Raw genomic sequence first — 25,792 nt, 5'->3', positions numbered from 1 at the left:
TTTTTTAATACCTGACGTTACTGATACTCGCTCATCGGCACGCAGGAGCAGAACAGATTACGGTCGCCGTAGACGTCATCAAGACGCTTCACGGTCGGCCAGTATTTATTCTCAAAGCCCGCCGGGAAAGCTGCCAGCTCGCGGCTATAGGCGTGCTCCCACTCCTGCGCCAGTTCGCGCTGCACGTGCGGCGCGTTCACCAGCGGGTTGTCGTCCTGCGGCCATTCGCCCTGCGCCACGCGGTCAATTTCGCCACGAATAGCCAGCATCGCGTCGATAAAGCGGTCCAGCTCATCTTTGCTTTCCGATTCGGTCGGTTCAACCATCAGCGTACCCGCGACAGGGAAGGACATGGTCGGCGCGTGGAAACCGTAGTCGATAAGACGCTTGGCAATATCGAGCTCGCTGATACCGGTCGCCTCTTTCAGCGGACGAATATCCAGAATACATTCGTGCGCCACGCGGCCATCACGGCCGGTGTAGAGCACCGGATAGGCGTCTTTCAGGCGGCTTGCGATGTAGTTCGCGTTGAGGATGGCCGTCTGGCTCGCTTTTTTCAGCCCCTGCGAGCCCATCATGCGGATATACATCCAGCTAATCGGCAGAATCGACGCGCTGCCGAAAGGCGCGGCGGAAACCGCGCCCTGCGAGGTCAGCATGCCTTCAATCTGCACCACGCTGTGGCCCGGCACAAACGGCGCCAGATGCGCTTTCACGCCAATCGGGCCCATGCCCGGGCCGCCGCCGCCGTGCGGAATGCAGAACGTTTTATGCAGGTTAAGGTGCGACACATCCGCCCCGATGTAACCCGGCGAAGTAATGCCTACCTGGGCGTTCATGTTGGCACCGTCGAGGTAAACCTGGCCGCCGTACTGATGCACGATGTCGCACACCTCGCGGATGGTTTCTTCATACACGCCGTGGGTGGACGGGTACGTCACCATAATGCAGGAGAGCTTATCGCCCGCCGTTTCGGCTTTGGCACGCAGATCGGCGAGATCGATGTTGCCCTGTTTATCACAGGCGACCACTACCACCTGCATCCCCGCCATCTGTGCAGAAGCCGGGTTGGTGCCGTGGGCGGAGCTCGGGATAAGGCAGATATCGCGATGGCCTTCGTTGCGGCTCTCGTGATAATGGCGAATCGCCAGCAGGCCCGCGTATTCCCCCTGCGCGCCGGAGTTCGGCTGCATGCAGAGCGCGTCATAACCAGTGAGTTTCACCAGCCAGTCGGAGAGCTGCCCAATCATCTGCAGATACCCTTCCGCCTGATCCGCTGGACAGAACGGATGCAGTTCGGCGAATTCCGGCCAGGTGATCGGGATCATTTCCGCCGCCGCGTTGAGTTTCATGGTGCAGGAGCCAAGCGGGATCATTGCCTGGTTCAGCGCCAGATCTTTACGCTCGAGGCTGTGCATATAGCGCATCATCTCGGTTTCGCTGTGATAGCGGTTAAAGACCGGATGCGTCAGGATAGCGTCATCACGCAGCATTGCGGCCGGAATGGAGCGGCTGTCATGCGCCACCTCTTTATCCAGCGCGTCGATATCAAACGTCGCGTCCTCGCCCGTGACCACGCGCAGCAGCGCCTGCACATCGGCGCGGGTTGTGGTTTCATCAAGGGTGATGCCCACTGCGCCCGGAATATCGCTGCGCAGGTTGATTTCACTGGCCTCGGCGCGCGCCAGAACAGTGGCTTTATCCGCCACCTCGACGCACAGCGTATCGAACCAGGTCGCGTGACGCAGTTTCAGCCCTTTGTGTTGCAGGCCCGCCGCCAGAATATCGGCGAAGCGGTGAATGCGGCTGGCGATGCGCTTCAGCCCTGCCGGGCCGTGGAACACGGCGTAGAGGCTTGCGATATTGGCCAGCAGCACCTGAGAGGTACAAATATTGGAGTTCGCTTTCTCGCGGCGAATGTGTTGCTCGCGGGTCTGCATCGCCATACGCAGCGCGGTGCGCCCGGCGGCGTCTTTCGACACGCCGATAATGCGCCCCGGCATAGAGCGTTTAAATTCATCGCTGGCGGCAAAGAACGCGGCGTGTGGGCCGCCGTAGCCCATCGGCACGCCAAAACGCTGGGCGGAGCCGAAAACGATATCCGCACCCTGTTTGCCAGGCGCGGTCAGGAGCACCAGCGCCATAAAATCGGCCGCCACGCTCACAATCACTTTGCGGGATTTCAGCTCGCTAATCAGTTCGCGGTAGTCATGCACTTCGCCGGTGGTGCCGACCTGCTGCAACAGCACGCCGAAGAGATCCTGATGATCGAGCGCCTTTGGCGCGTCATCGACGATCACTTCAAAGCCGAACGTTTCTGCGCGGGTGCGAACCACATCCAGCGTCTGCGGATGCACATCCGCGGCTACGAAGAAACGGTTGGCGTTTTTCAGTTTGCTGACGCGTTTGGCCATCGCCATGGCTTCCGCCGCCGCGGTGGCTTCATCGAGCAGCGAGGCGGAGGCGATATCAAGCCCGGTCAGATCCAGCGTCACCTGCTGGAAGTTCAAAAGCGCTTCCAGACGCCCCTGCGACACCTCCGGCTGATACGGCGTATAGGCCGTGTACCAGCCCGGATTCTCCAGCATATTGCGCAGAATAACCGGCGGCGTGTGGACTGCGGTGTAGCCCATGCCGATATAGTTTTTAAAGCGCTTGTTGCGCCCGGCGATGGCTTTGAGCTCCGCCAGCGCGGCGAATTCGGTGGCGGCATCGCCGACATCAGGCGGCGTCGCAAGCTGGATATCCGCAGGAACGATTTGCGAAATCAGCGCATCCAGCGAGTCCGCGCCAACGGTGCGCAGCATCTCCTGCTGCTGGTCAACACCCGGTCCGATATGGCGCTCGATAAAAGCGTCGCGATTTTCCAGGTGGCTCAGGGTCTGGGTCATGGGCGATATTTCCTGAAACGTGCAGTGAGGCAAATAAATGCGATGGTCAGTCGTGCTCCCGGCGGGAGCGGCGCTGGCGAAGCGCGCCCGCGCCTGCCCCTGACGTTACGCAGGGGCGAGGTCCGTGAATTACTCGTCTTCTAACAGCGCTTCATACGCGCTGGCATCCAGCAGCGCAGCCACTTCGGCCTCGTCACTGGCTTTGATTTTGAAGATCCAGCCCTGGCCGTACGGCTCGCTGTTAACCAGTTCCGGTGAATCGCTCAGCGCGTCGTTGACGGCCACAATCTCGCCGCTGACCGGCGCGTAGATGTCGGAGGCGGCTTTGACGGATTCCGCGACGGCGCAGTCATCGCCCGCGTTAACGGTCGTGCCGACGTCCGGCAGATCGACAAACACCATGTCGCCCAGCAGTTCCTGCGCGTGCTCGGTGATCCCGACGGTGTAAGTGCCGTCAGCTTCTTTACGCAGCCATTCGTGTTCTTTGCTGTATTTCAGTTCGTTTGGCACATTGCTCATTGCTTCTCTCCTGATAACAAAACTTACTGCGTGACCGGCTTACCGGCGCGCACGAAAATAGGTTTAGTGACTTTCACAGGCATTTCGCGGTTGCGGATCTGCACAATGGCAGTATCGCCGATACCCGCAGGAACGCGAGCCAGCGCAATGCTGTAGCCAAGCGTTGGCGAGAAGGTGCCGCTGGTAATGATGCCTTCGCGGGCGTTGCCCTGATCATCGGTAAAACGCACCGGCAGCTCGCCGCGCAGCACGCCTTTTTCTGTCATCACCAGACCAACCAGCTGTTCCGTGCCGTTCTCACGCTGGGCTTCCAGCGCATCGCGACCGATAAACGCGCGGTCTTCCGGCTGCCAGGCGATCGTCCAGCCCATATTGGCGGCGAGCGGCGAAACGCCTTCGTCCATCTCCTGGCCATAAAGGTTCATGCCCGCCTCAAGGCGCAGCGTATCGCGCGCGCCAAGCCCGCACGGTTTGACGCCCGCTTCCACAAGCTGGCTCCAGAACCCGGCCGCTTTTTCATTCGGCATCGCGATTTCATAGCCCGCCTCGCCGGTGTAGCCAGTGGTGGCGATAAACAGGTCATCCGCCTGCACGCCGAAAAACGGCTTCATGCCTTCTGTGGCTTTACGCTGCGCGTCGGTAAAGAGCGTGGCGGCTTTCGCCTTCGCGTTCGGCCCCTGGACGGCGATAAGGGAAAGATCGTCGCGCACCGTGACGGACACGCCATACGGCTCGCCGTGCTCGTTAATCCAGGCGAGGTCTTTTTCACGGGTGGCGGAGTTCACGACCAGGCGGAAATAGTCTTCGGTCATGAAGTAGACAATCAGGTCGTCAATCACGCCGCCGGAGGCGTTGAGCATGGCGGTGTAGAGCGCTTTGCCCGGCTGGGTGAGCTTTGCCACATCGTTTGCCAGCAGGTAGCGGAGGAAGTCGCGGGTACGCGCGCCGCGCAGGTCGACAATGGTCATATGGGAGACATCAAACATCCCCGCGTCGTTACGCACCGCATGGTGCTCATCAATCTGCGAGCCGTAATGCAGCGGCATCATCCAGCCGTGGAAATCCACCATGCGCGCGCCGCAGAGGTTGTGCTGTTCATACAACGGGGTTTGTTGAGCCATCTTTTCCTCATCCTGTCAGCCGGGTTGGTGTGGGTTTCGAACGGCGCAACGCGCTGAATGAAACCCGGCGCCGACGCCGATCCCGGCGGCGACGCAAACGTTAACTTGCGTCTGAACTTATCACCGAACGAGGGCGTAAACCATAAGCCAGGCTGTGTCATCAGATTAGCTTATGGCGCAAAATCCTTTTTCACGGCGCAGCATGAAACACTGCCTGAATGGTTTCAGGTGCCGTCAAAACGCTAACGCTTTGCCGCATTTTCAAAATAACCGGGCAGAAAACGCTGTTTTGAAGGAAAAATAATGGAAAGCGAAAAATCCAGAGATTAAAAAAACTAATCCGAAAAAGAGGGTGAAATTAGAATATTTCAAACGGGGAGAGACTTCTCTTTCCGTGCGCCGGAAAGAGAAGTGTGACGCAGTTAACGCAACCACTCCGGCAGGTCATTAAGCCCCATCGCCTGACGAATCAGCTGCGGTTTAACGCCCGGCAATTTATCGGCAAGCGTTAAGCCCAGATCGCGCAGCAGCTTTTTCGCCGGGTTAGCACCGGAGAAAAGTTCGCGGAAACCCTGCATGCCCGCCAGCATCATCGCGGCGGCATGTTTACGGCTGCGCTCGTAGCGGCGCAGATAAAGGTGCTGGCCGATATCTTTGCCCTGCTGTTGCAGACGGCGCAGTTCGCTTATCAGTTCGGCGGCATCCATAAAGCCAAGGTTAACGCCCTGCCCGGCCAGCGGATGGATGGTGTGCGCCGCGTCGCCGACCAGCGCCAGACGGTGCGCGGCAAACTGGCGCGCATAGCGCCCGGTGAGCGGAAAGACCTGGCGACCGCTTTCAAGCGAGCATAAGCCGAGACGATTATCGAACGCCACACAGAGCGCCTGATTAAACGCCGACACCGGTGCCTGCTGCATCCGGTCGGCTTCCTGAGGCGAAAGCGACCAGACGATGGAACACAGATGCGGGTCGCTTAGCGGCAAAAACGCCAGAATACCGTCGCCGTGGAACACCTGGCGCGCCACGCCGCCATGCGGCTCATCGGTGCGGATCGTGGCGACCAGCGCATGATGCTGATAATCCCAGGATGTCAGCGGAATTTCCGCTTTCGTGCGCAGCCAGGAGTTCGCGCCATCTGCGCCGATAACCAGACGCGCCGTCAGCATGTTGCCGTCTTCAAGCGTAAGGAAGGCTTCGTTTTCTCCCCACGCGACCTGCTGCAGCGTCGCGGGTGCCATCAGCGTCACCGATTTACACTGCTGCGCTTTTTGCCACAGCGCGTAGTGGATCACCTGGTTTTCAATAATGTGCCCGAGATGGCTGAAGCCAAACGACGCGTCATCAAACGCGATGCGCCCGAAACTGTCTTTCTCCCAGACTTCCATGCCGTGATAGGCGGCAGCGCGCTGGCGAAGAATGGCGTCCCAGACATCAAGCTTTTTGAGTAACGCTTCGCTGGCGGCGTTAATCGCTGATACCCGCAGCGCTGGCGGTGCGCTCGCCTCCAGGGGTTCCGGCGCGCGCTGCTCCAGCACCGCGACACGCAGCCCGCTGCCTTCCAGCCCGCAAGCTACTGCCAGCCCAACCATGCCGCCGCCAACAATCGCTACATCTACACTTTGCACATTCGACTCCTTAGCGCGGCACCCAACCGAGGGTGCGTCTGGCCAGCGCGTCACGCGCCGGGGTAAATAGATCCATTGCCATCAGGCCAAGGTTGCGCCCGACCACCAGCGGCGACCAGCGGTTGGCGAAAAGCTGCACCAGTCCGTCGGTCACGCCGATGGTTGCGGCTTTATCCTGCTCGCGGCGCTGTTGATACGCGCCAAGCACCGGATATGCGCCGATATCTTCGCCGCGCACGAAAGCCTGTGCCAGCGTCTCGGCGAGCGTCATGACATCGCGAAGCCCGAGGTTAAACCCCTGTCCTGCGATCGGGTGCAGCGTCTGGGCGGCGTTGCCGACCAGCGCCGTGCGGTGAGAAATCACCCGCGAGGCGAGACTTAACGCGAGCGGATAACCGCTGCGCGCGCCCGCGTGCGTAATGCGCCCCAGCCGCCAGCCAAAGGCGGTCTGGAGTTCGCGGCAGAAACGCTCATCGCTCCAGCCGAGCACCTCGGCCTGTTTATCGAGAGGATGGCACCAGACGAGCGAACTGCGACCGCCCGACATCGGCAACAGCGCCAGCGGGCCGTGCTCGGTAAAACGCTCGAACGCGCGGCCCTGATGCGGCAGCGCGGTCGCGACATTCGCGATGATTGCCGCCTGATGATAAGGCTGCTGACGCCACTCGATGCCGCACTGCGCGCCAATAGACGAGCGCGAACCGTCGGCCGCGACCAGCAATTGCCCTTCCAGCGTCTCGCCGTTATCAAGCTGTACGCTGACTGTCTCGTCACGACGTGTAATAGCCGTCACGCGCGCCGGGCAGTGCAGATGAACACCCGGCGCTTTACGCAGCAGGCTGAAGAGCCGCTGCCCGGCGTCGTGCAGCTCCACCACGTTCCCCAGCGCCTGCGTCTGGTAATCGCGCGCGTTCAGCGTCACAAAACCGGCATGGCCGCGATCGCTGACGTGAACGGTGGTGATAGGCGTGGCGCAGGGGGCGAGCGCCTGCCAGACGCCAACGCGCGCCAGCTCACGACAGGTGCCGTCGGCAAGCGCGATGGCGCGGGCGTCAAAGCCCGGATGCGCGGCGGATTCCGGCGCGCTGGCTTCCACCAGATGCACCGGCAACGCGCCATGAGTAAAACGAGAGAGCGCCAGCGCAAGGGTCGCGCCAGCCATGCCGCCGCCGGCGATAATCACGCTCATGAGCGACGCGCCGCCGCCATCAGCGCTTCGATATCGTCCGCCGATTTCACCACGCTGGCGGTCAGGTTCTCATTGCCGGTTTCGGTAATGACGATATCGTCTTCGATACGGATGCCAATGCCGCGGTACTCTTCAGGCACGTCGGCGTCCGGTGCGATATAAAGCCCCGGCTCAACGGTAATGACCATGCCTGGCGCCAGGATGCGCGAGCGATCCGGGCCATAGAAGCCGACATCATGCACATCCAGCCCCAACCAGTGGCTGAGCCCGTGCATAAAGTATGGACGGTGGGCGTTTTCGGCGACCAGCTGTTCCACGTCGCCTTTCAGAATGCCGAGCCCGATAAGCCCTTTCACCATCACGCGCACCACATCGCCGGTTACATCCTGAATCGAGGTGCCTGGACGGAAAAGACGCAGGGCGGTTTCGAGCGATTCCAGCACGATGTCATAAACTGCGCGCTGAGCGGGTGTGAATTTACCGTTCACCGGGAAGGTACGAGTGATATCGCCCGCGTAGCCTTTGTATTCACAGCCCGCGTCGATAAGCACTAAATCACCGTCGCGTAGCTGGCTTTCGTTTTCGGTGTAATGCAGGATGCAGCCGTTTTCGCCGCCGCCCACAATGGTGTTGTAAGACGGAAAGCGCGCGCCGTGGCGGGTGAACTCATGCAGAATTTCGCCTTCGAGCTGGTATTCATACATGCCCGGACGGCACTTCTGCATCGCGCGGGTATGAGCCAGCGCGCTGATTTCGCCGGCGCGGCGCATAACGGCCAGCTCTTCCGGTGATTTAAACAGGCGCATTTCGTGTACCCAGGGCCGCCAGTCGGTGAGGGTGGCGGGCGCGGAGAGGTTCTGACGCGCGCCGCGGCGCAGTTTATCCAGCGCGGCGAACACGATGGTGTCGGCGTAGGCATATTCGCCCTGCGCGTGGTAGACCACATCCAGCCCGTTCAGCAGTTGATACAGCTGCTCGTCGATTTCGTTAAACGCCAGCGCGCGGTCGACGCCAAGCTTCGCCGGTGCAGCCTCCTGGCCGAGACGACGGCCGAACCAGATTTCCGCGGTTTTATCGCGCAGGCGGTTGAAAATCACGCTGTGGCTGTGCGTTTCATCGCTTTTAATCAGCACCAGCACCGCTTCGGGTTCATTGAAGCCGGTGAAGTACCAGAAATCGCTGTTCTGACGGTACGGGTATTCGCTGTCGGCGCTGCGCGTCGCTTCCGGCGCGGCGAAAATCAGCGCCGCGCTGGCCGGAGCCATTTTCGCCAGCAACGCCTGACGGCGTCGCAGAAACTCTTGCTGTGTCATTGCACCTCCTGAGTAAACGAATGTTAGTGAAGCGTGGGCTTTTTCACTTCCGGCGCGGTCGGTGACTGGCGCGTAAAGGTGTCGTGGCAGAGCAGCGCCGCGACGCGCACATACTCGATGATCTCCTCAAGCGACATCTCCAGCTCTTCCTGATCCTCGCCTTCGTCATAGCCGAGCTGAGCGATGTTGCGCAGATCGTCGATGGCTTCGCCAGTTTCGCCGGTGATTTTGTCGAGCTTCGGCTGGGTGACGCCGAGGCCTAACAGGAAATGGTTTACCCAGCCTGCCAGCGCGTCGGCGCGGTCAAACACCGACACATCATCGCCGTCCGGCAGCCAGAGCTGGAACAGAAAACCGTCATCCTCCAGCGTGTCGCTGGTGGCGGCGTGTAACTGGCGCAGCGCCTGAGCGAGCTGCTGGCCGAACGCCAGCCCCTCGTTGGTCAGGTCGTGCAGCAGCGGTTGCCAGCTGCTGTCATGATTGCCGCCGCACAGGATTCCGCTGATAAGGCCATGCATTTCTGCGGGGGTCAGGCCCACGCCTTGCTGATTAAGCAACTGGCCGACCTCGTCGTAACCAGGCATTTCGTTCTGTATAGACATGCGCATTCGTCGTCGTTGGGAGGATGAGTTCGTGTTATGCTACCACTTCGTGCCCTGGTGATACCAGAAAAGGGCTTGTGTCTTCATATCAGGGTAGCTATAGTGTCGCCCCTTCGCAGCCCCGGCGCGAATGGTTGGCGAGTCAACAGCAGGAAAGTGGAATGTCTGCACAACCAGTCGATATCCAAATTTTTGGGCGTTCACTGCGGGTGAATTGCCCGCCTGAACAGCGAGATGCACTGAATCAGGCTGCGGACGAGCTGAATCAACGGTTGCAAGATCTGAAAGTTCGCACTAGAGTCACCAATACTGAGCAGTTAGTTTTCATCGCAGCATTAAACATCTGTTATGAGCTGGCTCAGGAAAAAGTGAAAACCCGTGACTACGCGGCCAACATGGAACAGCGTATCCGGATGCTCCAGCAGACCATTGAACAAGCATTACTTGAGCAAGGTCGCATAAGCGAAAGAGCGGAGCCTAAGTTTGAATAACGCTTCTGGGTCTACTATGGTAGAGTGACCGTGAAGCAAAAAATTTCTCTGAGATGTTCGCAAGCGGGCCAGTCCCCTGAGCCGATATTTCAAAAAAACAGAATGTGACGCTCCACGGTTGGTGAGCATGCTCGGTTCGTCCGAGAAGCCTGAAAACCGTGACGACGCATTCACCTTGAACCGCGGGTTCAAGGGTTACAGCCTGCGGCGGCATCTCGGAGATTCCCCTTCTTTTACTACCATGACAGAACTTCCCGTTACTTCAGACCTTCGTCAGCACATCCGTAAAGAGATCCGCCAGAAGCGTCGCGCGTTGACGGCTGAGCAGCAGGCACATTTCGCTGAACAGGCCGCTGCCCGTATGCTGGGCTTCGCGCCGGTGGTGGAAGCCAAAAGCGTCGCGGTGTTTCTCTCTTTTGATGGCGAACTCGATACCCGCCCACTGATCGAAGGCCTTTGGCGCGCCGGAAAACAGGTATACCTGCCTGTACTTCACCCTTTCAGCCCCGGCAATTTGCTGTTTTTGCGATACCTGCCGGACAGCCTGCTCGCCACGAATCGTCTGAAAATTCTTGAGCCTGCGCTGGATGTGCGCCATGTGCTGCCGTTAGACCGTCTCGACGTGCTTATCACGCCACTGGTGGCGTTTGACCGCACAGGGCAGCGCCTCGGCATGGGCGGCGGCTTTTACGACCGCACGCTGCAAAACTGGCGCGCGCACGGGTTCTTGCCGGTCGGCTACGCGCATGACTGTCAGCAGGTGGAAAGCCTGCCTGTGCAGGAGTGGGATATTCCGCTGCCTGTGGTAGTGACGCCCACCCAAACCTGGCGCTGGTGAAATAAAAAGCCGGGTCGCTTACGCTAACCCGGCTCAACATCTCGTTCAGCAGGCCGGGCAAAATGCCCAGCCTTATCACATCAATACAGCAGACGCGCGCGGATCGTGCCCTGAATCGCCTTCATGCTTTGCAGTGCGTTGTACGCGATGTCCTCCGGCGCATCAATATCAATCACCACATAACCCATCTGCGGCGTAGTTTGCAGATACTGCGCCGCGATGTTGACGCCCTGCTCGGCGAAGATCTGGTTGATGGCAGTCAGCACGCCCGGGCGGTTTTCATGAATATGCAGCAGACGGCTGACGCTTCCGCCGTGCAGCGGCAGAGAAACTTCCGGGAAATTCACCGCTGAGAGCGTAGAGCCGTTATCGGAGTATTTCGCGAGTTTACCCGCCACTTCGAGACCGATATTTTCCTGCGCTTCCTGGGTTGAACCACCGATATGCGGCGTCAGGATCACGTTGTCGAATTCGCACAGCGGCGAGTTAAACGGATCGCTGTTGGTCGCAGGCTCAACCGGGAAAACGTCAATCGCGGCACCGGCCAGATGTTTGCTGGAGAGCGCCTCGCACAGCGCCGGGATATCGACCACCGTACCACGCGCGGCGTTAATCAGCAGCGCGCCGGGTTTCATCAGCGCCAGCTCTTCGGCACCAATCATATTTTTGGTGGACGCGTTTTCCGGCACGTGCAGGCTCACCACGTCGCTCATATTGAGCAGATCGGAGAGGTGCTGCACCTGCGTGGCGTTACCGAGCGGCAGCTTGCTTTCGATATCATAGAAAAACACGTTCATCCCCAGCGATTCCGCGAGGATACCGAGCTGAGTGCCAATATGGCCGTAGCCGATAATACCGAGTTTTTTACCACGCGCTTCAAACGAGCCCGTCGCGAGCTTATTCCAGATGCCGCGATGCGCTTTGGCGTTCGCCTCCGGAATACCGCGCAGCAGCAGCAACAGCTCGCCAATGACCAGCTCGGCCACCGAGCGGGTGTTGGAGAACGGCGCGTTAAAGACCGGAATGCCGCGCTTCGCCGCCGCGTCCAGATCCACCTGGTTGGTGCCGATGCAGAAGCAGCCGACCGCCACCAGTTTTTCCGCCGCGGCAAAAATCTCTTCAGTCAGATGAGTACGGGATCGCAGGCCGATAAAGTGCGCATCGCGGATGGACGCTTTCAGCTGTTCGCTGTCGAGCGCGCCCTTGTGGTATTCGATATTGGTATAACCTGCGGCACGCAGGCTATCGATGGCTTTCTGGTGAACCCCTTCCACCAGCAAGAATTTAATTTTGTCTTTCTCCAGCGATACTTTTGCCATTTCCCGACCCTGTCTTGTCTGAACTGTTATGAAGCTGAAATAAGCCAGCCTTCTGCCAACATATCAAAATTTGCGTTCCCGGCAATATGAACGTTTGCGTCGCGACGTTGAAGAAACATCACGCAGAGATAAAAGGCAGAAGAAAATGTTGCATGGCAGAAATATGACGGAAGGATTAACAGGATGGAAACAAAAATGTGAGAGATGTCACCAAATTTAACGCAGGGGAATTTTTTTAACCGCAGGGGCGCCGGAGCGCCCCGGTCAGATCATTTTACGATGGTTTTCACGCCATCGGCGGTGCCGATGAGCGCCACGTCCGCGCCGCGATTGGCAAACAGACCAACGGTAACGACGCCCGGAATGCCGTTAATGGCATTTTCCAGCGCGATCGGGTCGAGAATGGTTAAACCGTAAACGTCCAGAATCACGTTGCCGTTATCCGTCACCACACCCTGGCGATACTCCGGGCGTCCGCCGAGCTTTACCAGCTGACGCGCGACCGCGCTGCGGGCCATCGGGATCACTTCTACCGGCAGCGGGAAAGTGCCGAGCACATCCACCTGTTTGGACGCATCCGCGATACAGATGAACTTTTGTGCCACCGACGCGATGATTTTCTCGCGCGTCAGCGCCGCGCCGCCACCTTTGATCATCTGCATCTGGCCGTTGATTTCATCTGCGCCATCGACATAGATGCCCAGAGAATCCACCTCGTTAAGATCGAAAACAGTAATGCCTAAGCTTTTGAGCTTTGCGGTGGAGGCGTCAGAGCTGGAAACCGCGCCTTCAATCTCGTTTTTCATGGTGCCCAGCGCGTCGATAAAATGCGCGGCGGTGGAGCCTGTGCCTACGCCGACAATCGTGCCCGGCTCGACGTACTTCAGTGCGGCCCAGCCGACGGCTTTTTTAAGTTCATCCTGCGTCATGAGAGTTTTGCCTGTGGTGTAAAAACTGTGGCGCATTATAAAACAACCCGCCGGGCAATGGGGGAGTCATTCTGCGGCACAGCTCCGATGTTTGCGTTTGGGTCTGTATCCGGTGCAAATTTATGTCATAGTGCGGAACATAACGAGACAGGGAGCACACCAGAGAGATGAAACGCCCGGACTACCGAACACTACAGGCGCTGGATGCGGTAATCAGAGAGCGCGGGTTTGAGCGCGCCGCACAAAAGCTGTGTATTACGCAGTCCGCCGTGTCACAACGTATTAAACAGCTGGAAAATACCTTCGGCCAACCGCTGCTGGTGCGCACCGTACCGCCGCGCCCGACCGAGCAAGGGCAAAAGCTGCTGGCTCTGCTGCGCCAGGTTGAGCTGCTGGAAGAAGAGTGGCTTGGCGATGAACAGACCGGTTCAACGCCGCTGCTGCTGTCGCTTGCGGTCAACGCCGACAGTCTCGCGACCTGGCTTTTGCCCGCGCTTGCCCCCGTGCTTGCAGATTCGCCAGTGCGTCTCAATTTGCAGGTGGAAGATGAAACCCGTACCCAGGAGCGGCTGCGCCGCGGTGAAGTGGTCGGCGCGGTAAGTATTCAGCCGCAGGCGTTGCCAAGCTGCCTTGTCGATCAACTGGGCGCGCTGGACTATCTCTTTGTCGCCTCGAAACCTTTTGCCGATCGCTACTTTCCAAACGGCGTGACGCGCGCGTCGCTTCTGAAAGCGCCCGCCGTCGCGTTCGACCATCTGGATGATATGCATCAGGCGTTTTTACAGCAGAATTTCGATCTGCCGCCAGGCAGCGTGCCCTGCCACATCGTTAACTCGTCAGAAGCCTTCGTACAGCTGGCCCGTCAGGGCACTACGTGCTGTATGATCCCGCACCTGCAAATTGAAAAAGAGCTGCAAAGCGGTGAGCTTATCGATCTCACGCCGGGGCTGTACCAGCGCCGGATGCTCTTCTGGCACCGCTTTGCGCCGGAAAGCAGAATGATGCGCAAGGTTACCGATGCGCTGCTGGAATACGGCCACAAAGTGTTGCGTCAGGATTAAAAAACCCGCCGGATGGCGGGTTTTTCGTTTACTGCTGTGATGGCGCGTTGGTCGCCGCAGGCGCAGTGCCCTGGCTTCCCGAACCATTCTGATTCGCCGTACCGCTCTGCGCCTGAGAAGGCTCAAGTTCAAACACCACATCCACCTGATCGTCAAACTGGATAGTCTGCTGATCGTAGGTGTCCTGCGCAGAAGCCGGCGCTGCCGCTTCGGCTTTCATCATGCGCATCACTGGCGTCGGCTGGTAGTTAGAGACGTGATAACGCACGCTGTAAACCGGGCCAAGTTTACTGTTAAAGCCGCTCGCCAGCTGCTGCGCCTGACGCACCGCGTCATCGATAGCCGCTTTGCGGGCTTTATCTTTATATTCATCCGGGTGCGCCACGCCTAAAGAGACGGAGCGGATTTCATTCAGGCCCGCTTTCAGCGCGCCATCCAGCAGCTCGTTCAGTTTATCGAGTTTGCGCAACGTCACGTCGACGGTACGCACCGCGCGATAGCCTTTCAGCTGGGTTTTACCATCCTTGAGGTACTCATATTCCGGCTGGGTACGCAGGTTAGCGGCGTTAACGTCTTTTTTCTCAACGCCGTTATTTTGCAGGAAAGTCAGGTACTGCCCTACTCGCTCGTCCGCCTGTTTTTTTGCCGCCGCCGCGTCTTTCGCGGAAACATTGACCTCAATAGCCAGCGTCGCGATATCCGGTATCGCATCCACGCTCGCCGTGCCGGAGGTGACGATATGCGGGCCGTTGGGCAGTTCATTCGCCTGCACAGACGCCGCGCCGAAACCAATCATTGCCGCAAGGGCCATCACTTTAAACTTCACTGTTCTTCCTCCATGCTGCGTGCAAGTAAAACTGCCCGCCAGAGAGTGTCGGGCATCTGCCTGCAAGCTTAGCGGTTCAGTGCCGAATGTCCATCAGAGAAGGCTTAGAGGCCGAGCGCAGACAGATTTTCTATCCCTTCGCGCGCCAGCTGGAAGGCGATAACCCACATCACCAGACCAACTAACAGATTAATCATCCGTTGCGCGCGTGCGGTACGAAGCCGCGGCGCAAGCCAGGCGGCCAGAAGCGCAAGGCTGAAAAACCAGATAATCGACGCGCTGATGGTGCCGAGCGCAAAGGCGCGCTTCGGTATGGCGTCAAGCTGCCCGCCAAGGCTGCCGAGCACCACAAAGGTGTCGAGATAAACGTGCGGATTAAGCCAGGTTACCGCAAGCATCGTGGTGATAATACGCAGCCTGCCCTGTTTGAGAACGTCTGCCGATGCCAGCTCCGGGTTGCCCGCCAGCGCGGTTTTCAGCGCCCCGAAGCCGTACCACAGCAAAAACGCCACGCCGCCCCACGTGACCAGCGCCAGCAGCCACGGCGACTGCATCAGGATGGCGCTGCCGCCAAAAATTCCGGCGCAAATCAGGACGACATCGCTGAGCGCGCAGAGCGAGGCGATCATCAGATGATACTGGCGGCGGATGCCCTGATTGAGCACAAAAGCGTTTTGCGGGCCGAGCGGCAAAATCATCGCTGCTCCCAGCGCAAGCCCCTGAAAATAAAAACTTAGCACGTTGCGTCCCCGAAGAGTGGTGATGTCTGGCGCTCAGTGTACGGGCTGCTTTTTATTAGCAAAAACGAATAGTTTTAATCACCAATAAGCAACGCTAATAGTGAGGCGTAAAAAAACGGCCTGCGCGTGGCAGACCGTCCTGAGCTTACTGGCCGTCGGCCGGTTTTTCTTTCGGCGCGTCAGGCTGTGTAATAATCCCTGACTGCGGCGCTTGCGGCTGAGTTTTCTCTTCAGCCTCGATTTTTACCGGCTTGTAATGCACGTCCATCTGCGGGTAAGGAATGCCGATACCGTTGGCATCCAGCGTTTTCTTGATGCGCTCCAGTACGTCCCAGTAAACCTCCTGCAGATCGCTGCTCTTACTCCACACGCGAATGACAAAGTTCACAGACGACGCGCCCAGTTCGTTCATGCGCACGGTCATTTCGCGATCTTTCAGAATGCGGTCTTCGGACTGAATGATCTCAGTCAGCAGCGCGCGCACTTTATCGATATCCGCGTCGTAAGACACACCAATGATAAATTCATTACGGCGTACCGGCTCGCGCGAGAAGTTAATGATGTTGCCTGCGATGATTTTTCCGTTCGGCACCACGACGATACGGCCATCCGGCGTGCGAAGCGTAGTGGAGAAGATCTGCACATGCAGCACGGAGCCCGCGACGCCGCCGAGATCGACATATTCACCCGCACGGAACGGACGGAACGTGACCAGCAGAACGCCTGCCGCGAGGTTTGAGAGTGAGCCTTGTAAAGCCAGACCCACGGCCAGACCGGCGGCACCGAGTACGGCGATAACGGACGCCGTCTGCACACCCACTCGGCCCAGCGCGGCAATCAGCGTAAAGGCGATGATCCCGTAGCGCACCAGGGCTGAGAGGAAATCCGCCACGGTGGCGTCGATATGACGGGCAACCATAACGCGGTTAAGCGTATTGGAAATGGCGCGCGCCACAATCATCCCGACGATAATAATGGCGATGGCCGCCACAATATTCACGGCGTAGCTGATAAGCAGCGCCTGGTTGCGCACCAGCCAGCCGCCGGCGTTATTAATGCTGTCTATTACGTGTAAATCATCCATTCGACATCCTTTCCCCTGGTCGGGTGATTGATAAACTGCCCGGATTGCGGCAGCGCCAGTCGTTAAAGGGTAAACAAAACCCCGGCGCTCTGCCAGTCGACCACCCGCGAATCAGATTTCGGTATGTTGCTCTTCCCAAAAAGAAAAGCCCACCAGAGGTGGGCTTTTTCAGATGACGCTGTAGAAAAGATTACAGTACGTCTACCGCGTTCAGTTCTTTGAACGCCTGCTCCAGACGAGTCACCATGCTGGTCTGCGCGGCGCGCAGCCATACGCGCGGATCGTAGTATTTCTTGTTCGGCTGGTCTTCGCCTTTCGGGTTGCCCAGCTGACCCTGCAGGTAAGCTTCGTTTTCTTTGTAGTACTTCAGAATACCTTCCCAGGTTGCCCACTGGGTGTCGGTATCGATGTTCATTTTGATTACGCCGTAGCTGACGGAATCTTTGATTTCCTGAGCGGAAGAACCGGAACCGCCGTGGAACACGAAGTTCAGGCTGTTGTGCGGCAGGTTGTGTTTCTTAGAAACATATTCCTGAGAGTCGCGCAGGATGGTCGGGGTCAGTTTTACGTTACCCGGCTTGTAAACGCCGTGTACGTTACCGAAGGACGCCGCGATGGTGAAACGGTGGCTGATCGCGTTCAGTTTGGTGTACGCGTAGTCAACGTCTTCCGGCTGGGTGTAGAGTGCGGAAGCGTCCATATGGCTGTTGTCCACGCCATCTTCTTCACCGCCGGTGCAGCCCAGTTCGATTTCCAGGGTCATGCCCATTTTGGACATGCGCTCCAGGTATTTGGAGCAGATTTCGATGTTCTCTTCCAGAGACTCTTCAGACAGGTCGATCATGTGAGAAGAGAACAGCGGTTTGCCGGTAGCGGCAAAGTGTTTTTCACCCGCGTCCAGCAGGCCGTCGATCCACGGCAGCAGTTTCTTCGCGCAGTGGTCGGTGTGCAGGATAACCGGCACGCCGTAATGTTCAGCCATCTGGTGAACGTGATGCGCACCGGAGATAGCGCCCAGAATGGCTGCCTGCTGGCCTTCGCCTTTGAAGCCTTTGCCTGCGATAAACGCGGCACCGCCGTTAGAGAACTGAACGATAACCGGCGCTTTAACTTTCGCAGCGGTTTCCAGAACGGCGTTGATGGAATCGGTACCCACGCAGTTAACTGCCGGCAGCGCAAAGTTGTTCTCTTTAGCTACCTGGAATACTTTCTGTACGTCGTCGCCAGTGATGACGCCCGGTTTTACGAAATCAAAAATTTTAGACATATTGCGTTGTCCTGTATGTGTATCTTCGACCGTTGAAAAGGGTAAGCGAGCTGTCAGGCGCGCTGAAAAACAGGCGGGATGCCCCGCCTGCTTAGATTATTTCTTCGCGCGCTCTTCGAGCATCGCAACTGCCGGCAGGACTTTGCCTTCCACGAATTCGAGGAATGCGCCGCCGCCAGTGGAGATGTAGGAGATTTTGTCGGCGATGCCGAACATGTCGATAGCCGCCAGGGTGTCGCCGCCGCCGGCAATGGAGAACGCGTCGCTTTCAGCGATAGCGCGAGCCACAATTTCGGTGCCTTTACGGAAGTTCGGGAACTCGAACACGCCTACCGGGCCGTTCCACAGAATCGTTTTGGCGTTTTTCAGGATTTCAGCCAGTTTCTCAGCGGAAACGTCGCCCATATCCAGGATCTGCTCTTCATCTTTGATTTCAGTAACAGATTTCAGGGTAGCCGGTGCGGTTTCAGAGAACTCGGTCGCTACGCGAACGTCTGTCGGAACCGGAATGTCGCAGGTGCCCAGCAGGCGTTTCGCTTCGTCAACCAGATCCGCTTCGTACAGAGATTTACCGACGTTGTGGCCCTGGGCTGCAACGAAGGTGTTGGCGATACCGCCGCCCACGATCAGCTGGTCAGCGATTTTAGACAGGGAGTCCAGTACGGTCAGTTTGGTAGAAACTTTAGAACCACCCACGATAGCAACCATCGGGCGAGCCGGCTCTTTCAGCGCTTTACCCAGCGCGTCCAGTTCTTCTGCCAGCAGCGGGCCTGCGCACGCGACGTCAGCGAATTTCGCGACACCGTGGGTGGAAGCCTGCGCGCGGTGCGCAGTACCAAACGCGTCCATTACGAATACGTCGCACAGGGACGCGTATTTTTTCGCCAGTGTTTCGTCGTCTTTCTTCTCGCCTTTGTTAAAGCGAACGTTTTCTAAAACGACCAGCTCGCCTTCAGCCACTTCAACGCCGTCGAGGTAGTCTTTCGCCAGGCGAACCGGGGAGTTCAGTTTGTCTTTCAGGTAGTTAACTACCGGCAGCAGAGAGAATTCTTCGTTGTATTCGCCTTCGGTCGGGCGGCCCAGGTGGGACGTCACCATCACTTTAGCGCCCTGTTTCAGAGCCAGTTCGATGGTCGGCAGGGAGGCGCGGATACGCGCATCAGAGGTAACTTTGCCCTCTTTTACCGGAACGTTGAGATCGGCGCGGATCAGAACGCGTTTACCTGCCAGATCCAGATCGGTCATCTTAATTACAGACATGGTGAATCCTCTCGTTGATTCTTAAAGTTTTGCAGACACCATACGCGCTGGCCTTAAGGCCGTAACGCATGAAATCTTACCTGAAACCAATAGCTGCCATCGCTAACGTGGTGTCGAGCATCCGGTTAGCGAAGCCCCATTCGTTATCGCACCAGACCAGTGTTTTAATCAGGTGCGCTCCACTCACCCGTGTCTGGGTGCCGTCCACAATGGCGCTGTGCGGATCGTGGTTAAAATCTGTTGAGACCAACGGTAATTCCGTATAGTCAACTATACCATGAAATGCACCCTGTGCCGCTTTTTGCAGCAACAGGTTGACTTCATGGGCTTTTACCGGTTTTTGCACCGTCACGCTTAAATCAATGGCCGTCACGTTAATGGTAGGCACGCGCACCGCAATTGCCTCAAAGCGGTCATGGAATTTAGGAAAAATACGCGTTATACCGGCGGCAAGCCTGGTATCGACCGGAATGATGGACTGGCTGGCCGCGCGAGTGCGGCGCAGATCCGGATGATAAGCGTCGATAACCTGTTGATCGTGCATGGCGGAATGGATGGTCGTCACGGTGCCGGATTCAATCCCGAACGCGTCGTCCATCAGCTTGATAATCGGAATAATGCAGTTGGTGGTGCAGGAGGCGTTAGAAACAATGCGATGCTCAGCGCGCAGTTCTTCTTCATTAACGCCGTAAACGACGGTGGCATCGAGATCGTTGCCGCCCGGGTGTGAGAACAGCACTTTGCGCGCGCCCGCTTCGAGATGGGCAATGCCATCGGCGCGGCTGCCGTAAACGCCGGTGCAATCGAGCACCACGTCCACATCCAGCGCTTTCCAGGGCAGCGCGTTGATGTCGCGCTCATGCAGCAGACGAATGACATCGTTACCAATCCAGAGCTGCTCGCCTTCCTGACGAACATCCCACGCGAAACGGCCGTGGCTGGTGTCATATTTCAGCAGATGCGCCATGCCCGCAGCATCGGCCAGCTCATTAATGGCGACCACACTGATTTCCGCGCGACGGCCGGACTCATACAACGCACGAACTACGTTGCGCCCGATGCGACCGAAGCCATTAATCGCTACGCGTAAGGTCATATCTCTCCTGCCAGAATCCCGGATGTGAAGGAGCTGACAGAGTAATGCAGCCACCTTTGAAGGGGAATCCTCGCCCGTCACAAACTACAACCGTTTGATGGATTGTCGAACAATCAGTCGACTGAAACGCTTCAGCAAGAATAAGCGAAACGTGGAATAAAAGGAATGATAACGCAGCGAAATGACACTAACTTCTGACCTGCATCACATTTTTTCTGGAATAAATTCCACCATTACACCTGCCAGGGTGAATGACGGACAGAAATAAACCATAACGGCAGTCAATATCGACGTTACGCGCCCGCCGCCGCATCCTACAATGGTCACGGCTCCACATTAACAAAGGGATGGTGATGGCGTATCCAGAAGAGTACGAAAACGCAGGAAGTCTCGCCGCCCTGCGCGCGCGCTTTCGCGGCTGCCTGCTTGGCGGCGCCGTGGGCGATGCGCTCGGCGGCCCGGTGGAATTTTTACGGCTTGCGGAAATCACCGCGCGCTTCGGGGCGCAGGGCGTCACGGATTATGAATATGCATGGGGCGGCATCGGGAAAATCACGGACGACACGCAGATGACGCTCTTTACCGCTGAAGGGTTGCTGCGGGCCTGGATGCGTGCGGCGATGCGCGGCATCGGCCCGTCGTTCACCGGTGTGACCGCTCACGCGTATTTGCGCTGGCTGCTGACGCAGGGCGAGCGCAACCGCCACAATCTGCTGGATAAAACGCAGATGTCCGGCTGGCTTGCCGGGCATAACGCGCTCTTCCATGCCCGCGCGCCGGGCAATACGTGCCTCAGCGCACTGCGCGAAATGCGCGCCTTCGGCGAACCGGCCCGTAACGACAGCAAGGGCTGCGGCGGCGTTATGCGCGTGGCGCCGGTGGGGCTTTTTTACGTGCGTTACCCGGGCAGCGATTTACTGAAAGCGGCGTTTGACACCGGCTGCCAGCTCGCCGCACTCACGCACGGTCATCCTACCGGCTATCTCACCGGCGGTGTGCTGGCAGCGCTGGTTTTGCAGCTCGTTCAGGGCGAACCCCTTGACGCAGCGCTGACGCGCTCGCTGGATTTACTGAAAAACGCGCCGCAGCATGAAGAAACATGGCGCGCACTGGAGCATGCGCGCACGCTCGCCGCCGCGCCGCTTACGCCGCGGGAGGCTATCAAAACACTGGGCGAGGGATGGGTGGCCGAAGAGGCGCTCGCCATCGCGCTGTTTTGCGCGCTGCGCGCCCGCTCGTTTGAAGAGGGCGTACTGATGGCGGTAAACCATGACGGCGATTCCGACTCGACCGGTGCGATAGCCGGGAACCTGCTCGGCGCGATGTACGGCATCACGGCTCTGCCGGAAACATGGCTGGCGCGGCTTGAGCTTAACGCGGTGATTCAGGAAATGGCGGATGATTTGCTGGACTACCGCGACTGGCCGGTCTCTGACTACGATAACTCACCGTTTGCCATCGCGTTGCGGGAAAAATATCCGGGCGACTGAGCCAAAAAAAACGGGAGGCGCTGGCCTCCCGTTCGTTTTATAACGCTATGCGCGATTACAGCAGCGCTTTTGCCTTGCTTACCACGTTATCCACGGTAAAGCCGAACTCTTCAAACAACTGCTCAGCCGGCGCGGATTCGCCGAAGGTCGTCATACCGACGATAGCGCCGTTCAGGCCAACGTATTTGAACCAGTAGTCGGCGATGCCCGCTTCGATAGCCACGCGCGCGCTGACCGCTTTCGGCAGCACGGCTTCGCGGTAAGCGGCATCCTGCTTGTCGAAAACATCGGTAGACGGCATGGAAACCACGCGCGCTTTCACGCCTTCTGCAGCCAGTTTATCGGCAGCGGCAACAGCCAGTTCAACTTCAGAGCCGGTGGCGATGAAGATGATTTGCGGCTGACCGTCGCAGTCTTTCAGGATGTAGGCACCGCGGGCGATATCCGCCAGCTGCTGTTCGCTACGTTCCTGCTGCGCCAGATTCTGACGGGAGAAGATCAGCGCCGTCGGGCCATCGTGGCGCTCAACCGCGTATTTCCACGCTACCGCAGATTCCACCTGGTCGCACGGACGCCATGTGCTCATGTTCGGGGTCACACGCAGCGCCGCCAGCTGTTCAACCGGCTGGTGGGTCGGGCCGTCTTCGCCAAGACCGATGGAGTCGTGGGTGTAGACCATCACCTGACGCTGCTTCATCAGCGCAGCCATACGCACCGCGTTACGGGCATATTCCACAAACATCAGGAAGGTCGAGGTGTATGGCAGGAAACCGCCGTGCAGCGCGATACCGTTCGCGATGGCGGTCATGCCGAATTCGCGCACGCCGTAGTGAATGTAGTTGCCTGCGGCATCTTCATTAATTGCTTTCGAGCCAGACCAGATGGTCAGGTTGCTCGGCGCGAGGTCGGCAGAGCCGCCCAGGAATTCCGGCAGCAGTTTACCGAAGGCTTCGATAGCATTCTGAGAGGCTTTACGGCTGGCGATTTTCGCCGGGTTCGCCTGCAGGTTCGCGATGAACTCCTGCGCTTTCGCGGCGAAATCAGCCGGCATTTCGCCTTTCATACGGCGGGTGAATTCAGCGGCTTCCTGCGGGAACGCTTTCGCGTAGGCCGCGAATTTTTCGTTCCAGGCGCTTTCTTTGGCCTGGCCCATCTCTTTGGCATCCCACTGCGCGTAGATTTCCTGCGGGATCACGAACGGCTCATATTTCCAGCCCAGCTGTTCGCGGGTCGCAGCCACTTCGGCGTCGCCCAGCGGTGCGCCGTGGGAATCATGGGTGCCTGCTTTGTTCGGCGAGCCGAAACCGATAACGGTTTTGCACATCAGCAGAGACGGTTTGTCGGTAACAGAACGCGCTTCTTCGATGGCGCGCTTGATGGAATCGGCGTCGTGGCCGTCCACGCCGCGCACCACGTGCCAGCCATAGGCTTCAAAGCGTTTAGCGGTATCGTCGGTGAACCAGCCTTCAATGTGGCCGTCGATGGAGATGCCGTTGTCATCGTAGAACGCCACCAGTTTGCCGAGGCCCAGCGTACCCGCCAGCGAGCAGACTTCGTGGGAGATGCCTTCCATCATGCAGCCGTCGCCCAGGAAGGCGTAGGTGTAGTGGTCGACAATGTCATGCCCAGGACGGTTGAACTGCGCTGCCAGCGTGCGCTCGGCGATAGCCATGCCGACCGCGTTCGCAATCCCCTGCCCCAGCGGACCGGTCGTGGTTTCCACGCCCGGCGTATAGCCGACTTCCGGGTGGCCCGGCGTTTTGGAATGCAGCTGACGGAAGTTCTTCAGCTCTTCGATCGGCAGATCGTAACCGGTGAGGTGCAGCAGGCTGTAAATCAGCATGGAGCCGTGACCGTTAGACAGCACGAAGCGGTCGCGGTCGGCCCAGGACGGGTTCTGCGGGTTATGGTTCAGGAAATCACGCCACAGGACTTCGGCAATGTCAGCCATGCCCATCGGGGCACCCGGATGGCCGGATTTGGCTTTTTGTACTGCGTCCATGCTGAGCGCACGAATAGCATTGGCAAGCTCTTTACGAGAGGACATTTTGACTCCAGATCGGATAGTTGAAGGCCACGCCTTGTTAACGGCTTGACTACTACGCGTTATGGGCTACGCCCGAAAAAGTGTCCCACAATGTAACCCAAGCGGCTGGGCATGTACATGGAGCATCCTTTTGTCCGATAAGAAATCTCTGGAAGCCGCTCGCAGTTTGCGCAACCCACTCGCCGCAGGTGCGCAAACCTCTTTATACTAAGCCGCAAGCCAGCGAAGCCGTTTCGCGGCGACGATAATGAAAACCTCAATGGAGCGTGGAAGCATAACGATGAAAATGCGCGCGATAGTACTGAGCATGACCGCAGCAGCGCTGCTGAGCGGCTGCCAAAACATGAATTCCAACGGCCTGCTGAGCTCAGGTGCCGAGGCATTCCAGGCCTATACCTTAAGCGACGCGCAGGTAAAAGCGCTGAGTGACGAAGCCTGTAAATCGCAGGACAGCAAAGCGAAAATCGCGCCAGCGAACAGCCAGTATACGCAGCGCCTGAACAAAATCGCCGCGGCGCTTGGCGATAACATCAACGGCCAGCCGGTGAACTACAAGGTTTACGAGGAAAAAGACGTCAACGCCTTCGCGATGGCGAACGGCTGCATCCGCGTTTACAGCGGTCTGATGGACATGATGAACGATAACGAAGTAGAAGCGGTGATTGGCCATGAAATGGGCCACGTCGCGCTGGGCCACGTGAAGCGCGGCATGCAGGTGGCGCTTGGCACCAACGCATTGCGTGGTGCGGCGGCTTCTGCGGGCGGCATCGTGGGCAGCCTGTCGCAGTCGCAGCTGGGCGAGCTTGGCGAACAGCTGGTGAACGCGCAGTTCTCGCAGCGTCAGGAATCTGAAGCGGATGACTACTCTTACGATCTGCTGCGTAAACGCGGTATTAATCCGTCAGGGCTTGCCACCAGTTTTGAGAAACTCGCGAAGCTGGAAAAAGGCCGTCAGAGCTCCATGTTTGACGATCACCCGGCCTCAGAAGCGCGCGCGCAGCACATTCGCGATCGCATGAAGGCAGACGGGCTGAAATAAGCGGCTTTAGCTATATAAAAGAAAACGCCGGACAAGGTTTCGCCTTGTCCGGCGTTTTTGCGAATGAATACTGTCAGCCCGGCAAGCATTACGTTACGCTGCCGGGCCAGGCAAAGATTACTCGCCTTTTTTCGCCGCCTGGATGTAGAGCATTTCCAGCGCCAGCGTCGCCGCGGCCAGTGCGGTGATATCAGACTGGTCGTATGCCGGTGCCACTTCCACAATATCCATACCGACGATGTTCAGATCCTGAATGCCGCGTAGCAGTTTCAGCGCGCGATCGGAGGTCAGGCCGCCAATCACCGGCGTGCCGGTGCCCGGTGCGAACGCCGGATCCAGGCAGTCGATGTCGAACGTCAGGTATACCGGCATGTCGCCGACAATCTGTTTCACCTGCGCGACTACGTCGTCAACGGTGCGGTCGTTCACCTGCGGCGCGTCCAGCACGGTAAAGCCGTTGTCTTTGTCGAACTCGGTACGGATACCAATCTGCACGGAGCGGGTCGGATCGATCAGGCCTTCGTTCGGCGCGGTGTAGAACATGGTGCCGTGGTCAAATTCACAGCCGTTGGCGTAGGTATCGGTATGCGCGTCGAAATGCACCAGCGCCATTTTACCGAAGTGCTTCGCGTGGGCGCGCAGCAGCGGCAGCGTCACGAAGTGGTCACCACCGAAAGAGAGCATACGCTTACCGGCCGCCAGCAGTTTTTCCGCGTGCGCCTGGAGTTTCTCGCTCATCTCGCGCGCATCGCCGAACGCGTAGACCAGATCGCCGCAGTCCACGACGTTCAGGCGCTTACGCATATCGAAGTTCCACGGGAAGCGGTTGCCTTCCCACGCGAGGTTAGTGGACACCTGACGAATAGCGGCAGGTCCGAAGCGGCTGCCCGAACGGCCAGAGGTGGCCATATCAAACGGAATACCGGTGATCACCCACTCGGCGTCGCTGTCATACGGCATGAAATTCAACGGCAGGCGTAAAAAACCAAAGGCATTGGAAACCAGGGAGTTGTCGTACTGATGGCCTAAGGTGTTCATGAATCTG

General features: G+C 58.3%; 22 protein-coding genes and 1 other RNA gene. 6 read left to right on the top strand and 17 right to left on the bottom strand.

Translation table 11 applies throughout. The annotated features are described in order from the left end of the window. Nucleotides 1-17: 17 nt before the first annotated feature. The 7 genes from gcvP to G9X48_RS15165 form a co-directional block, all read right to left on the bottom strand. A complete protein-coding gene (gcvP, locus tag G9X48_RS15195; RefSeq protein ID WP_097647252.1) occupies nucleotides 18-2,891 on the bottom strand; it encodes an aminomethyl-transferring glycine dehydrogenase in 2,874 nt (957 codons plus the stop codon). Nucleotides 2,892-3,020: 129 nt separating this feature from the next. Continuing rightward, nucleotides 3,021-3,410 carry a glycine cleavage system protein GcvH gene (gene gcvH, locus G9X48_RS15190; RefSeq protein ID WP_004385667.1) on the bottom strand — a complete coding sequence of 130 codons (390 nt, stop codon included), beginning with the start codon at nucleotides 3,408-3,410 and terminating at the stop codon, nucleotides 3,021-3,023. 23 nt (nucleotides 3,411-3,433) lie between these two features. Continuing rightward, complete coding sequence (gcvT, locus tag G9X48_RS15185) at nucleotides 3,434-4,531, bottom strand: glycine cleavage system aminomethyltransferase GcvT (RefSeq protein ID WP_105536293.1); 1,098 nt, start codon at nucleotides 4,529-4,531, stop codon at nucleotides 3,434-3,436. A gap of 422 nt (nucleotides 4,532-4,953) precedes the next feature. Then, nucleotides 4,954-6,156, bottom strand: a complete 1,203-nt coding sequence (ubiI, locus tag G9X48_RS15180) for an FAD-dependent 2-octaprenylphenol hydroxylase (protein WP_097641981.1) — start codon at nucleotides 6,154-6,156, stop codon at nucleotides 4,954-4,956. A 10-nt stretch (nucleotides 6,157-6,166) separates the two neighbouring features. Next, the gene (ubiH, locus tag G9X48_RS15175) at nucleotides 6,167-7,345 is read right to left on the bottom strand and encodes a 2-octaprenyl-6-methoxyphenyl hydroxylase (RefSeq protein ID WP_007892622.1); all 1,179 of its coding nucleotides are present in this window, start codon (nucleotides 7,343-7,345) and stop codon (nucleotides 6,167-6,169) included. Beyond that, the gene (gene pepP / locus G9X48_RS15170) at nucleotides 7,342-8,658 is read right to left on the bottom strand and encodes a Xaa-Pro aminopeptidase (protein ID WP_004385662.1); all 1,317 of its coding nucleotides are present in this window, start codon (nucleotides 8,656-8,658) and stop codon (nucleotides 7,342-7,344) included. Before pepP ends, ubiH begins: the two co-directional genes overlap by 4 nt. A gap of 23 nt (nucleotides 8,659-8,681) precedes the next feature. Continuing rightward, nucleotides 8,682-9,260, bottom strand: a complete 579-nt coding sequence (locus tag G9X48_RS15165; RefSeq protein WP_004385660.1) for a YecA family protein — start codon at nucleotides 9,258-9,260, stop codon at nucleotides 8,682-8,684. A gap of 161 nt (nucleotides 9,261-9,421) precedes the next feature. On the opposite strand from G9X48_RS15165, the gene zapA reads away from it, so the two are divergent. The 3 genes from zapA to G9X48_RS15150 all read left to right on the top strand — a co-directional run bounded on the left by zapA (nucleotide 9,422) and on the right by G9X48_RS15150 (nucleotide 10,589). Further along, complete coding sequence (gene zapA / locus G9X48_RS15160; protein WP_004385658.1) at nucleotides 9,422-9,751, top strand: cell division protein ZapA; 330 nt, start codon at nucleotides 9,422-9,424, stop codon at nucleotides 9,749-9,751. A 42-nt stretch (nucleotides 9,752-9,793) separates the two neighbouring features. Beyond that, a non-coding RNA gene (gene ssrS / locus G9X48_RS15155) (6S RNA) lies at nucleotides 9,794-9,977 on the top strand. A gap of 15 nt (nucleotides 9,978-9,992) precedes the next feature. Then, on the top strand, nucleotides 9,993-10,589 hold the full coding sequence (locus tag G9X48_RS15150; protein WP_032975607.1) for a 5-formyltetrahydrofolate cyclo-ligase: 597 nt from the start codon (nucleotides 9,993-9,995) through the stop codon (nucleotides 10,587-10,589). A gap of 80 nt (nucleotides 10,590-10,669) precedes the next feature. Here the strand turns inward: G9X48_RS15150 and serA are convergent, their stop codons facing one another. Both serA and rpiA read right to left on the bottom strand, forming a co-directional pair. Beyond that, nucleotides 10,670-11,908, bottom strand: coding sequence for a phosphoglycerate dehydrogenase (serA, locus tag G9X48_RS15145; RefSeq protein ID WP_007892625.1), 1,239 nt, complete (start codon nucleotides 11,906-11,908; stop codon nucleotides 10,670-10,672). Between the two features lie 269 nt (nucleotides 11,909-12,177). Next, a complete protein-coding gene (gene rpiA / locus G9X48_RS15140; protein ID WP_007796106.1) occupies nucleotides 12,178-12,837 on the bottom strand; it encodes a ribose-5-phosphate isomerase RpiA in 660 nt (219 codons plus the stop codon). Between the two features lie 167 nt (nucleotides 12,838-13,004). Here rpiA and argP point away from each other — a divergent pair, with 167 nt between their 5' ends. Then, on the top strand, nucleotides 13,005-13,898 hold the full coding sequence (gene argP / locus G9X48_RS15135) for a DNA-binding transcriptional regulator ArgP (protein ID WP_004385653.1): 894 nt from the start codon (nucleotides 13,005-13,007) through the stop codon (nucleotides 13,896-13,898). Nucleotides 13,899-13,926: 28 nt separating this feature from the next. On the opposite strand, the gene G9X48_RS15130 is transcribed toward argP, so the two are convergent. From G9X48_RS15130 to epd, 6 genes are all read right to left on the bottom strand, one after another. Then, entirely contained in the window at nucleotides 13,927-14,724 is a 798-nt protein-coding gene (locus G9X48_RS15130) for an oxidative stress defense protein (protein ID WP_007870732.1), read from the bottom strand. A gap of 104 nt (nucleotides 14,725-14,828) precedes the next feature. After that, nucleotides 14,829-15,464, bottom strand: a complete 636-nt coding sequence (argO, locus tag G9X48_RS15125) for an arginine exporter ArgO (RefSeq protein WP_097564062.1) — start codon at nucleotides 15,462-15,464, stop codon at nucleotides 14,829-14,831. A gap of 145 nt (nucleotides 15,465-15,609) precedes the next feature. Continuing rightward, nucleotides 15,610-16,548, bottom strand: coding sequence for a small-conductance mechanosensitive channel MscS (locus G9X48_RS15120; RefSeq protein WP_097564063.1), 939 nt, complete (start codon nucleotides 16,546-16,548; stop codon nucleotides 15,610-15,612). A 190-nt stretch (nucleotides 16,549-16,738) separates the two neighbouring features. Beyond that, the gene (gene fbaA, locus G9X48_RS15115; protein ID WP_004385649.1) at nucleotides 16,739-17,815 is read right to left on the bottom strand and encodes a class II fructose-bisphosphate aldolase; all 1,077 of its coding nucleotides are present in this window, start codon (nucleotides 17,813-17,815) and stop codon (nucleotides 16,739-16,741) included. A 96-nt stretch (nucleotides 17,816-17,911) separates the two neighbouring features. Beyond that, nucleotides 17,912-19,075 carry a phosphoglycerate kinase gene (gene pgk, locus G9X48_RS15110; protein ID WP_004385648.1) on the bottom strand — a complete coding sequence of 388 codons (1,164 nt, stop codon included), beginning with the start codon at nucleotides 19,073-19,075 and terminating at the stop codon, nucleotides 17,912-17,914. Nucleotides 19,076-19,151: 76 nt separating this feature from the next. After that, the gene (gene epd, locus G9X48_RS15105; protein ID WP_014728100.1) at nucleotides 19,152-20,171 is read right to left on the bottom strand and encodes an erythrose-4-phosphate dehydrogenase; all 1,020 of its coding nucleotides are present in this window, start codon (nucleotides 20,169-20,171) and stop codon (nucleotides 19,152-19,154) included. Nucleotides 20,172-20,524: 353 nt separating this feature from the next. On the opposite strand from epd, the gene G9X48_RS15100 reads away from it, so the two are divergent. Further along, a complete protein-coding gene (locus G9X48_RS15100) occupies nucleotides 20,525-21,661 on the top strand; it encodes an ADP-ribosylglycohydrolase family protein (protein WP_105536294.1) in 1,137 nt (378 codons plus the stop codon). Nucleotides 21,662-21,716: 55 nt separating this feature from the next. Here G9X48_RS15100 and tkt read toward each other — a convergent pair whose 3' ends face one another. After that, on the bottom strand, nucleotides 21,717-23,708 hold the full coding sequence (gene tkt, locus G9X48_RS15095; RefSeq protein ID WP_004385645.1) for a transketolase: 1,992 nt from the start codon (nucleotides 23,706-23,708) through the stop codon (nucleotides 21,717-21,719). A 280-nt stretch (nucleotides 23,709-23,988) separates the two neighbouring features. On the opposite strand from tkt, the gene G9X48_RS15090 reads away from it, so the two are divergent. Further along, nucleotides 23,989-24,747, top strand: a complete 759-nt coding sequence (locus G9X48_RS15090; protein ID WP_004385643.1) for a M48 family metallopeptidase — start codon at nucleotides 23,989-23,991, stop codon at nucleotides 24,745-24,747. Between the two features lie 117 nt (nucleotides 24,748-24,864). On the opposite strand, the gene speB is transcribed toward G9X48_RS15090, so the two are convergent. Continuing rightward, entirely contained in the window at nucleotides 24,865-25,785 is a 921-nt protein-coding gene (speB, locus tag G9X48_RS15085; protein WP_007718896.1) for an agmatinase, read from the bottom strand. Nucleotides 25,786-25,792: the final 7 nt, after the last annotated feature.

The organism is Cronobacter sp. HA18006 (assembly GCF_011605445.1).
Taxonomy (GTDB): Bacteria; Pseudomonadota; Gammaproteobacteria; order Enterobacterales; family Enterobacteriaceae; genus Cronobacter; species Cronobacter sakazakii.
Note: the sequence above shows the minus strand (reverse complement) of the source record. Positions and strands in the feature narration are given on the sequence as shown.

Bases quoted from the DNA above. Each gene is read 5' to 3' on its own strand.
- G9X48_RS15165 (WP_004385660.1), bottom strand. From the start codon at position 9,260: ATGTCTATACAGAACGAAATGCCTGGTTACGACGAGGTCGGCCAGTTG.
- speB (WP_007718896.1), bottom strand. From the start codon at position 25,785: ATGAACACCTTAGGCCATCAGTACGACAACTCCCTGGTTTCCAATGCC.
- gcvT (WP_105536293.1), bottom strand. From the start codon at position 4,531: ATGGCTCAACAAACCCCGTTGTATGAACAGCACAACCTCTGCGGCGCG.
- pgk (WP_004385648.1), bottom strand. From the start codon at position 19,075: ATGTCTGTAATTAAGATGACCGATCTGGATCTGGCAGGTAAACGCGTT.
- gcvH (WP_004385667.1), bottom strand. From the start codon at position 3,410: ATGAGCAATGTGCCAAACGAACTGAAATACAGCAAAGAACACGAATGG.
- G9X48_RS15100 (WP_105536294.1), top strand. From the start codon at position 20,525: ATGGCGTATCCAGAAGAGTACGAAAACGCAGGAAGTCTCGCCGCCCTG.
- G9X48_RS15150 (WP_032975607.1), top strand. From the start codon at position 9,993: ATGACAGAACTTCCCGTTACTTCAGACCTTCGTCAGCACATCCGTAAA.
- epd (WP_014728100.1), bottom strand. From the start codon at position 20,171: ATGACCTTACGCGTAGCGATTAATGGCTTCGGTCGCATCGGGCGCAAC.
- fbaA (WP_004385649.1), bottom strand. From the start codon at position 17,815: ATGTCTAAAATTTTTGATTTCGTAAAACCGGGCGTCATCACTGGCGAC.
- G9X48_RS15120 (WP_097564063.1), bottom strand. From the start codon at position 16,548: ATGGATGATTTACACGTAATAGACAGCATTAATAACGCCGGCGGCTGG.
- tkt (WP_004385645.1), bottom strand. From the start codon at position 23,708: ATGTCCTCTCGTAAAGAGCTTGCCAATGCTATTCGTGCGCTCAGCATG.
- gcvP (WP_097647252.1), bottom strand. From the start codon at position 2,891: ATGACCCAGACCCTGAGCCACCTGGAAAATCGCGACGCTTTTATCGAG.
- pepP (WP_004385662.1), bottom strand. From the start codon at position 8,658: ATGACACAGCAAGAGTTTCTGCGACGCCGTCAGGCGTTGCTGGCGAAA.
- argP (WP_004385653.1), top strand. From the start codon at position 13,005: ATGAAACGCCCGGACTACCGAACACTACAGGCGCTGGATGCGGTAATC.
- zapA (WP_004385658.1), top strand. From the start codon at position 9,422: ATGTCTGCACAACCAGTCGATATCCAAATTTTTGGGCGTTCACTGCGG.
- rpiA (WP_007796106.1), bottom strand. From the start codon at position 12,837: ATGACGCAGGATGAACTTAAAAAAGCCGTCGGCTGGGCCGCACTGAAG.
- serA (WP_007892625.1), bottom strand. From the start codon at position 11,908: ATGGCAAAAGTATCGCTGGAGAAAGACAAAATTAAATTCTTGCTGGTG.
- G9X48_RS15090 (WP_004385643.1), top strand. From the start codon at position 23,989: ATGAAAATGCGCGCGATAGTACTGAGCATGACCGCAGCAGCGCTGCTG.
- ubiH (WP_007892622.1), bottom strand. From the start codon at position 7,345: ATGAGCGTGATTATCGCCGGCGGCGGCATGGCTGGCGCGACCCTTGCG.